Genomic DNA, 8505 nt, shown 5'->3' on the forward strand with positions numbered 1-8505 from the left:
TCTGTGGAGAATCGATAAGCTCATATGACGTTGACGGTTGCAGGCGGCGTCCGGCGACCGTCGAGAACCATTAATCTCATTCGCAGAATCGGTTCTCGATTCGCCGGTGGCCTCCGAGAATCGATAAGTGATTCTGCCCCGGATTACTCGATGGTGTAGCCGAGCGCGCGATATCCGGCCTGACGCTTGGCGGCCATGCGCGAGAGCATTGGAACCGCGTCGTCGACATAGTCATAGACGAGCACGTCAGTTTTCCCCGCGTGCCGCCGATGCAGGCGCCCGACATACTGCGCGAGCGTCCCTTTCCAGGAGATCGGCATGGTCAGGAACAGCGTGTCGAGACGGTCGTCATCGAACCCTTCGCCGATGTAGCGGCCCGTTGCGAGGATGAGCCGCTCCTCGCTGTCAGGCACACGCAGTGCGGCGTCCGCTACCTTGCGTTCCGCCGCACTCATTCCACCCCGCAACACCACGAGATTCCGCACGAACCGGGATAACCGGCCCTGCAGATATTCGAGATGGTCCTTGCGTTCTGTCAGGATTACTGGCGAGCGCTTCGCCTCCAGGGCACGCAGCACGTCATCGAAGATAAGATCGTTTCGGGCCTCGTCCTGCGCCAGCGCGGCATAAACCGCCGGCATCGGCGGTCTGTCCATGATCGCGAGCGGCTGCGGCAGCCGGAATGCCGTGCGCCGTTGCCGTGTGCGATGGGCGATCCCGCGGCGGGCAGCCTGGGTTCGCGCATCCACCCGATAGCGGATCGGGCCGCACTGCATGAAGATGATCGGCTGATGTCCATCCTTGCGCGCAACCGTTGCGGACAGGCCGAGCACGAACCTGGCCTTGGCGCGCCGGGCTACAAGTTCGAAGCTCGCCGCGGACAGGTGATGGCATTCGTCGACGATGAGGTGACCATAGTCGCCAACCAGATCCGAGACCTCGCCGCGCCTTACGAGGCTCTGTATCAGCGCCACGTCGATCACGCCTGTAGGCTTCCGCTTGCCACCGCCGATCGTCCCGATCAGCTTCGGATCGATATCGAGGAACGTTCGCAGCCGTTCGACCCATTGGCTGAGCAGTTCTTTGCGATGGACGAGCACGAGTGCATTGACCTGCCGCTTTGCGATGAGGTGTGCGGCTACCACCGTCTTGCCGAACGCCGTTGTCGCGGCCAGCACCCCATCGTCATGCGGATCGAGCGCGTCGACCGCCTTTTGCTGGGGTTCTTCGAGATCACCCTGGAACGACAGACCGTCCGGGAGCGGAGTCCCTGCCATTCGCTGGTCGTCGATCCTGACAGTGCTTCCATGAGCAGCTATAAGCGCGACCAGTTCGTCGAGGCATCCTCGCGGCAGCCCGATATGTTTCTGGTGAAGCTCCGCGCAGGAGATGATCCTCGGCTTGCCGAACGTCGGCAGGCGCATCGCCTGGGCCCGATAGAACTCGGGATTCTGGAACGCTGCGAGCCGGACTATCTGTGCGGTCAGCGACGCGGGCAACCCGGTCCGGTCCATATAAACTTGATCGCCCAGCACGATATCGAGTGTCTCAAGCAGCGGCTCGGCCACAGGCAACAAAGACGGCCGCCGCGACGGTGTCATCCGCCAGGGCTCGGCGGCATGCTCGTCCTCCACCGGCATCCGCACACCCAGCACCCGCCCGCGCATTTCCGCGTCGGCCACCATGCGCGCGGCGTCGTGCGCATCCAGTTGCGACAGCGAAGACAGGAACGCCCATTGATCGGGATAGGGGCGCAACTGCTCATCCACGAACAGGCTGTTTCCCCGCCTGCGGGCGTGCCCCTGCAGCGGCAGCGCGATCAGATTGCCGAACCCGCCGAGCGGCATGGTGTCCTGGCTCGGGAAGAAGCGATCATAGGAGCCGAACCCGATCTCCGGACGCCGCTCCATCGTGTCGGTCAATAGCGATGCGCCCAGCGCGCGGGCGGTTCGTGCCGGCACGGCGTCGGCGAAGAAGATCCAGACATGGCCGCCATTGCCGGATCGGGATCGCTCGAGCGCGGCGGGCACCCCTCGCAGGCGGCAGGTTTCCATCATGGCGAGCGCGTCCTCGGCCCAGCTCGCCTTGTCAAAGTCGGCCGCGAGGAACCGGCAGCTCTCGTCCGCAAGCAGCGGGTAAACGCCCGCCACAAAGTCGCCGGCATCCGATCGCGATAACGCCCGCCCACGCAGATGTTTGTCGATCACCTCGTCCGTCACGGGCAGGAACGCCTGGTGCGTACACTCGCCGCATTTGACCTGTGGCTTGTCGCAGAGTCCGCGTTTCCACTCGTTGCCGCAGGCGGGCGCATAGCCGCCGCGGCCGGTCTTGCGATTGTCCCAGCGCAGTGGGAAGACATCTTCACGACCGGCGAACAGCCTGCGGAACAACGCGACCTTCTCGCCTGTCGGCGATGTCGCGGTCACCGGCGCGTCGGAAAACAGCGAGACAGCATCGGCTTTTCGGTGCTCGGTCGACTGTTGCGCTGCGAGGGCATCCAGCGCCACGACCACTGCCGCCCGTTCATCATCCAGCGCCTTGAGCCGGGCCCGCAGCCGAACCGCTTCATCCATGCCGGCAGATCCGTTCACATCGCTGCAGTCGTTTCGGGCAACCGATCACGATAGACCCCACGGATCACTTTTTCGGCGCTCTCGCGGTGATAGAAGGGCTGCAGCTTTCGGCTTCCAGCGATCACCGGCACCAGACCGGCGCTCCGCAGATGTTGATGAACCCTGACGGCATGGGTAGCTTTGCCGGGGATACGCGCCAACTCGGCAGCACTGACGAAGCGCGCGCCGAACGCTTCGACCTCTGCTCGCCGTAAGGCGGGCATGATCCTGAGCGGTGTCTGTTTCCTGTCGATTGTCAGCCATCCCATTTGCTTGAGCCTTGCAACCGTCGGGATGGTCACGCCGAGGTGCCGCGCAGCTTGCGCGATGAGCATGAACATCGGATCGTCCTCATATTCGAGGCCAGTGATCACCGCGTCGGTATCAACCAGTATCTGCGCAATGCCTCGTTCGCCGCGCAAGCGGCCCGTAGCTTTAATCTGGCCACGCAGCAGCCCGCCGATAATCGCCTCCGAGGACCGATAACAGATGCGCACGGCCCGCAGGATCGTCTCGCTGCCTCGCGGCGGCGCTGTGACGAACGGCGCATCACTGTGCAAAGCAGTAAGGAAGCGGTCCAGATCTGCCAGACGATACTGCGCCGGGATCGACGCTCCACCAAGCGGGAAGGCGCGGGGAAGATAGTGTCGCGCTATGAGCGCCTTGAACAGCCCGAGACCGACGCCGAGATGACGCCGTGCGTCTTCGGGAGAACAGGACTCGCGGAAGAAGGCCGTCAACGGCTCCTCGAGGGATTTCGGTACGACCATACCCCGGGCGTTGCTGGGCAGCGAGTCGATCAACCTCAATGCGGCGGCTACGGTCGCGATCCGTTCAGCGGATACGCCGCAGAGCTTCGCCAGACCGCCTAGCGTGGTGAGATCGCCTTTTGTTGCGGGTTGGCGGAACAACATGGTGCCTGCTGTTATCGGCACATTCTTCACCACATGATTCTTGACGGTCTCCCGGATTGGGTCGAGAGCCGGACTGGTGGACAGGCCGAGCCAGTATTGCAGACGCCCATAGACACCCACGGGCGTCAGACGCTTGAGCGGACATGCCGCCAGCATCCCGTCCAGCATCTTTTCGAACTGGTCGGGGAAGTCCTCGCAGACAGCAAAGCCCGCCGCCATTGTGCGGGTACGCTCCGCAGGCTCCTGCCGCCGCCAGCTGACGATCGATCTGCCCCAGCGTGCGACCGAGCCCACCCATTGCATAATCTCGGCGGCGTCCGCGAACGTCAGGCTGTCGAGGAACGCGTGAGAGATACGGGGGCCATCACCAAGCCTGCCGATAAGATAGGCGTCGCCGATCGTGTCATCCGACGTGACCGCTTCGGTACATTCCTGCGTCAGATCGTGCCCACACGTGCAGCGCGCTGGTGACAGGTCCGAACGGCGGAACGTATGCCGACAGACAGGACAGATCGCCAGCAGTACCCGACCATGATTGGGACAGCTCGATACCTTCGCCAGATCCCACCAGGATCGCCGCCACGACCGACAGGCGACCGGCCCTTGACCCTGCTCGATATCCGATCGCATGCAGTCCGGGCAGATACGGGCGAAGTGACAACTATAGCTGATATTGCCGCTGCGGCTCACAAGCTCACCTGCAAGGACGCTCCCACCCTTGGTCTGCATTATCGAGTTGCGAAGCAATACTTCGAGCGGGACGCCGCTGAGCCGCGCGATATCGTGGAAGCGTCGCCCACGCTCCATATCGCGAACGAAGTCGGTCCGGTCGACCAGCGGCACTTGACGCGCAAATTCCAACTGGGTTTCACAGCCATGCCGCAGGGCAAGCCGGTTGAATAGTGCCCAGCCTGGCTCGAACGCTGCCGACCGCACCCGCAACGCAAGTCGAGTTGCCGGTGCTGTCATAATCCCTCGCGCACGAAGGGCCGCAGGGGTTGCGCGCCGCTTCCGCGCAGCTTTGTGACGCGGCTCATAGTCCTGGGCGACGGAGGTACTGTGTCGCGCAGCCAGATCTCGCGCAGGCGTTCGGCCGAACACAGGAAGGGGTTGTCGTGGTGAGCCGGGCCGCCGCTCGGAACTGACGGTTCATCCTCAAGGATCGCATCGAAGTCCAGCATATCCCTGACGTCGGGCTCATAAATCCGATGCCAGCCCGCATGAACCTCTCCCAACAGGTTCAGATCGATCGACCGCTGGCCGATCGCCAGTGCCACGCTCAGCGCCTGGCTCAGATATTTGGAGACGATCCCGATCTCGCCGCCCGTCGCGACGTAGATGCGTTTCGCCATCTCGTGCTTCGCGAGGCCGGACGCATCCGGCAACCCCATCATCTTTTCCATGACGCCGAGCACGCCAGAGAACATCGTGCGGCCGCTCCGGCTCGCCCAGTCATAGGGCTTGAGAATGATCGTCGGTTGCAGCCGACGGCGCAGTTGCATCGTCTTTTCGCCCGGCACGGAGATGTCGAGCAGCCGGGGAAGACCCGCGATCACGATCTGGACTTTCACACGGTTGAGCAAAGACTTGATGAACTCGGTCACTTCCGCCGTCATGTCGGGATTATTCTCGTTCACCATGTGATGCCCTTCATCGATGAAGATCATCTCGGTGCCCGTCTCCTCGGCATAGAAGGCGATCTTCTCGATCACCTCGCTGGTGTTCCAATGGTCCCGCGCACGATAGCCGTAGGCGCCGAGGATCGCCCCCACCAGCGCCCGTCGCGTCGTCCGCTCCGGTGCTTCGACGTAAACGATGCGGCGGATATCGGCATCCTCTGTCGCGCTGTCGGGATAGTCGGCCATATAGTCCTCGAGCGCCGTCGTCTTGCCGGACCCAGCAGAGCCGATAATGAGCAGGGCCCGGGCCTTGAAGCGTCGGCTGTCCCCGCGCGGGCGGTATCGGCCATGTAACTCGTGGATCGCCGCCTTCGCTTCCGTGTGACGCGTATGCGGGATCACCGTGGTCTCGAACGCAAGCACGGCGTCGGGCACCGCTGGCCGTGCCGATAACTTCGCGGCGCGACGATGTGTCATCGCTTCGGGTCCGCCCATTGTGCAACCAGAGCCTCGATGTCCGCGTCGAGATCTATGATGGGAGGCGACGGCGCCGGTATCTGTTTCGCCGCAGGTGGTGCGGTCTCTACCGCCGGTCCCTGCGTTCCTATTTTAGGCGGTCGTTTCTGGCCTTCGATCGGCGTAAAGTAGCGACCGTCGGTCTCGTACCGCGCCGCCCGCGTCTTGCTGCGGACTTTGCTCGCCTTGCTTTGCAGCTCTCCCGCCGTCTGTTCGGCAAGACCGCGCGCCGCTTCGAGATCGGCGACCGTCACCGGCGCATTTTTCGGCAGGCTTCGCTTTGCTATCGAACGATGGATCTTGTGCTGATATTTGGAGACGCCCCGCGATATGCTCTGGTCGATACACGGGATCATCAGCCATTCGCCGCGCTCGTCGTCGAGCAGCCAGACCTCACCCAGATCATAGGGATCGTAGCGTAACTCCCAGTCCTTCTCCAACCCGCTGCGGCGCGCCAGCAGGGGTTCGAGCTTCTCCCGATCAGCATAGAGCAGACCCTCATATTGGATGCCGATGTTGGAGATGCGCCGGAAGAAGGTCTCTCCGGTCAGCCGCACAATATGGTCGAAGTCGGGAACCGGGCGCACCGGGTAAAGCGCGCTGAGTTCTCGCCAGCGCTCATAGGGCGTGCATTTCAACGTATCGTGGACGCTTTGATGATAGTCGTCGACGATCCACTTGAGGATACGATTACGCACATCCTCGAGCGACAGCCTTGCCCGCGCCACCGGATCATAGAGATCCATGGTCCGCGACAATGTCGTCCCTTCCTCATGGCTGAACACCTGCACGCCGATGGTCTGGAACACGCGCTCGACCGCGCCCTTCAACCATGGCATTTTCACCGGCAGATTGACGATGCCGATGTCGAGCATCCTGGCGGCCGACTGCAGCGATTGCGACCGGAACTCCTTGCCGTTGTCGCAGATCAGCCATTCGGGCACGCCGTGGCACGGCCAGTCATGCTCAATATCGGCGAGCCCGGAGAGATCCTTCTTCCATAAGGAATGGGCAAGCGCTCTCTGAAGTGAGGCATAGGACGGCGCCTCGAAGCTCAGATGCACCCCTACGATCATGCGGGTGGCGCGATCGAGAAGCGCGGTGAGCCAGGGCCGCCCCAAGGCGCGGCCGCTCTCCGGATGCACCACCACCAGATCGATCAGGCAATGATCCACCTCCACTTCTTCGAGCGGCCGTTCGGGCGGGCTCCGCCGCTCGAAGATGCCGAACTTCAGCCAGGCTGCGCGCCGACCGAAGCGACGCTCATATTCCTGCCGCTCGGTATAATTGTCGCGGATAAACACGCGGAAGGTCCGGTCGCTGACCGCAGGAACATTCTGTTCGCGGCACAAATCGACATAGCGGCGATAGGCATAGTTCTTCCGCCGCCGCGGCATGCCCAAATACCAGACTTCGACGGCCTGCCGCATGAGCTTGTAGGTATCGGGATGATCGCCGTCCTCGCGCGCATAGCGGGGTTGGCGTGCCCCGCGCCGATGATAATGCGGGATCAGGAGCCGGATATCCCGGCCGTGTCGGCTCCATACGCCATACCACGCCCGCACTGTATAAGGATTGGGCCGAGCCGCTGCCTTGGTGCGGCGCGGTTCGCCGTTCCCTTTTCGCCGCTCCGCGGCCATCCGGGCCGCAAGCGCGGTATCCTCGCGTTCCCATTGTTCATGATGCGCGTCGAACACGACCTCAGCGGCAGCGGCATAGGCGCCCATAAGTGTCGGGTGCTCGCCGCGGATCGCGTCGACCATGCGTACATAGGTGTCCCTGCGCTCGGCCTCGCGGCGAATTTCTTCGGGCCAGAACTCCCAGGTTTTCTCCAGCGTCTCGGCGATCGCCTTGGGCAGGCCGTCCGCATTGCAAGGATGATGCGTCAGCCGCCGGGCGCCATAGACGATGTCGATTTCATCGTCGCTCCATGTTCGCGCATCGCTGCCGCTCTGCGGTCGTAACAGATAGCCACGGCGCTTGCGCTCGATCACCAACCAGAGCGCCACCTGACCTTGATCGTCCCGGATCGAGAGCGTGTCGCCTTGCTGGAAGCGCATCGGCGTTGCGTTCATTTCGCATTCCTTCCCCGCATGAGGACCGTGTCGTCATCGAGCGGTCGATCGAGATCCACCACAAGCTCGCCGACTGCCGCGAGGCCGAGCACAATGTTGACGTGCACGGGTCGGCCGCCGAGTGCCTCGGCGGCTACGCCCAGGTTCGACGGAAAGGGGAGGCGGGTGATTATGGTGTGGATCGCGTGGAGGTTTTCTGCCGCCAGCACCGCCACCGTTGCGCGCAGCCGTCGCGCATTCGACAAGCGTGGCTGTCGCCGGATATCGGTGTCGAGCCACATCTCGTGCCGGGCGCCACGCGCGGCGCACTCGGCTTCGATTGCTGGCAACCGTCCGCCCAAGGTCGGGTCAGCCGCCAATCGCGTGGCCAGTTTCACCTGCCGGTAGATGACCGCGCCGCCCACCGTCTCCAGCCGGATATCGGGGGTGTAACGCCGTTGTCGGCCCGCTTCCGTCCAAACGAACGTTTCCGGTTGCACCCCGAACTGTGCAACATCAGGATCGAAGTCGAGAAGCAACAGCGCATCGCGCTCGAGCAGGCTCTCATAAGGTAGCGCATCGCCAGCCTTGATCGACTGATACCAACCCGTGCACGATCTTTGCCCCGGCCGTCCTGCCGGATTTCGGGCGAACCGCACCGTTGCGCCAGAACGCAAACGGGCAGATTTGTCGGTCACGCCGGCATCCGCTATTCTCCTTACGGGAACGACTCGAATTACCGGTTCAGTATAACTGCTTCCGCAAAGGGCGTTAATCGGTTCCGCTCAGA

At 63.0% G+C, this 8505-nt stretch carries 5 protein-coding genes; all 5 read right to left on the bottom strand.

Going from position 1 to position 8505, the window contains the following annotated elements; all coding sequences use genetic code 11:
- Window positions 1-143 precede the first annotated feature (143 nt).
- The 5 genes from D0Z70_RS23755 to D0Z70_RS23775 are packed head-to-tail and all read right to left on the bottom strand — an operon-like array spanning window position 144 to window position 8413.
- Window positions 144-2573 (bottom strand): TOTE conflict system archaeo-eukaryotic primase domain-containing protein, encoded by a 2430-nt coding sequence (locus tag D0Z70_RS23755; protein WP_119750647.1) that lies wholly within the window; start codon window positions 2571-2573, stop codon window positions 144-146.
- A gap of 14 nt (window positions 2574-2587) precedes the next feature.
- A complete protein-coding gene (locus D0Z70_RS23760) occupies window positions 2588-4495 on the bottom strand; it encodes a TniQ family protein (protein ID WP_119750649.1) in 1908 nt (635 codons plus the stop codon).
- Window positions 4492-5640, bottom strand: coding sequence for a TniB family NTP-binding protein (locus D0Z70_RS23765; RefSeq protein ID WP_119750651.1), 1149 nt, complete (start codon window positions 5638-5640; stop codon window positions 4492-4494). Before D0Z70_RS23765 ends, D0Z70_RS23760 begins: the two co-directional genes overlap by 4 nt.
- Entirely contained in the window at window positions 5619-7736 is a 2118-nt protein-coding gene (locus D0Z70_RS23770; RefSeq protein ID WP_119750653.1) for a DDE-type integrase/transposase/recombinase, read from the bottom strand. Before D0Z70_RS23770 ends, D0Z70_RS23765 begins: the two co-directional genes overlap by 22 nt.
- On the bottom strand, window positions 7733-8413 hold the full coding sequence (locus tag D0Z70_RS23775) for a hypothetical protein (RefSeq protein WP_147418834.1): 681 nt from the start codon (window positions 8411-8413) through the stop codon (window positions 7733-7735). The genes D0Z70_RS23770 and D0Z70_RS23775 overlap by 4 nt, the downstream gene beginning before the upstream one ends.
- Window positions 8414-8505: the final 92 nt, after the last annotated feature.

Source organism: Sphingobium terrigena (assembly GCF_003591655.1).
GTDB lineage: Bacteria > Pseudomonadota > Alphaproteobacteria > Sphingomonadales > Sphingomonadaceae > Sphingobium > Sphingobium terrigena.